This window comes from Mesorhizobium salmacidum (SeqCode), assembly GCF_037179605.1.
In the GTDB taxonomy this organism is placed as follows: Bacteria; Pseudomonadota; Alphaproteobacteria; order Rhizobiales; family Rhizobiaceae; genus Mesorhizobium; species Mesorhizobium salmacidum.
The window spans coordinates 1-859 of record NZ_JAPYKS010000083.1 but is presented as its reverse complement, the minus strand read 5'-3'; the positions used below and the strand labels follow the sequence as shown (position 1 = coordinate 859).

Annotated in this window: 1 protein-coding gene; it reads left to right on the top strand. The window is 59.0% G+C overall.

The window, feature by feature from the left end:
* Positions 1-76: 76 nt before the first annotated feature.
* Positions 77-837 (top strand): IS5 family transposase gene (locus O7A60_RS31720; RefSeq protein WP_337109585.1). Its coding sequence is split into 2 segments (ribosomal slippage): positions 77-416 and positions 416-837, totalling 762 coding nucleotides; the frame shifts between segments, so codons are not numbered across the junction.
* Positions 838-859 lie beyond the last annotated feature (22 nt).

Here is an 859-nt window from a genome sequence, read left to right as displayed (position 1 = left end):
CGTAGTGACGATTTAACGGGTTGGGATTCCCAAGGAAGGGCAAATCAGATTCAACGCTGATTTTTGGAGGTCAGCGATGGACTGCGATGCGCTTCGAGAGGATCAGTGGGAACGGATCAAGGGCTTTGTGCCTGGCGGTACGAAGGGCAAGCGCGGCCCGCGCACCGACAACCGGAAGTTCCTCGATGCCCTGCTGTGGATGGCCCGCTCGGGTGGGCGCTGGCGTGATCTACCCGAGCGGCTCGGCGACTATCGATCCGTGAAGCGGCGCTACTATCGCTGGATCGAAATGGGCGTTCTCGACGAGATGCTTATGGTTCTTGCGCGCGAAGCCGATCTGGAATGGCTGATGATCGATTCGACCATTGTGCGCGCTCATCAGCACGCCGCCGGTGCGCGCCGGTCAAAAGGGGGGCGGATGCCCAAGGTCTGGGCCGGTCTCGCGGCGGCCTGAGCACCAAAATCCATGCGGCAGGCGATGCTCTTGGGTTGCCGGTTCGCCTGATCGCAAGCCCAGGGCAGCGTAATGACATCGCCTTCGCGCATGATCTCGTCGACGGCTTCGAGACCGGCGCAGCGATCGCCGACAAGGGCTATGACGCCGACCATTTGCTTGAAAAGATCGCAGAAATAGGCGCCGACGTCGTCATCCCGCCCAAGCGCAATCGAAAGCATCAGCGTCCCTACGACGCTGATCTCTACAAGGAGCGCAACATCATCGAGCGTTTCTTCAACAAACTCAAACAGTTCCGCCGCGTCGCAACACGATACGACAAGTTGCTCGCCAACTTCATGGGCTTTGTCAAACTTGCCGCTATCGCTATCTGGCTCAGGTAGTTAAATCGTCACTACGCCCTAG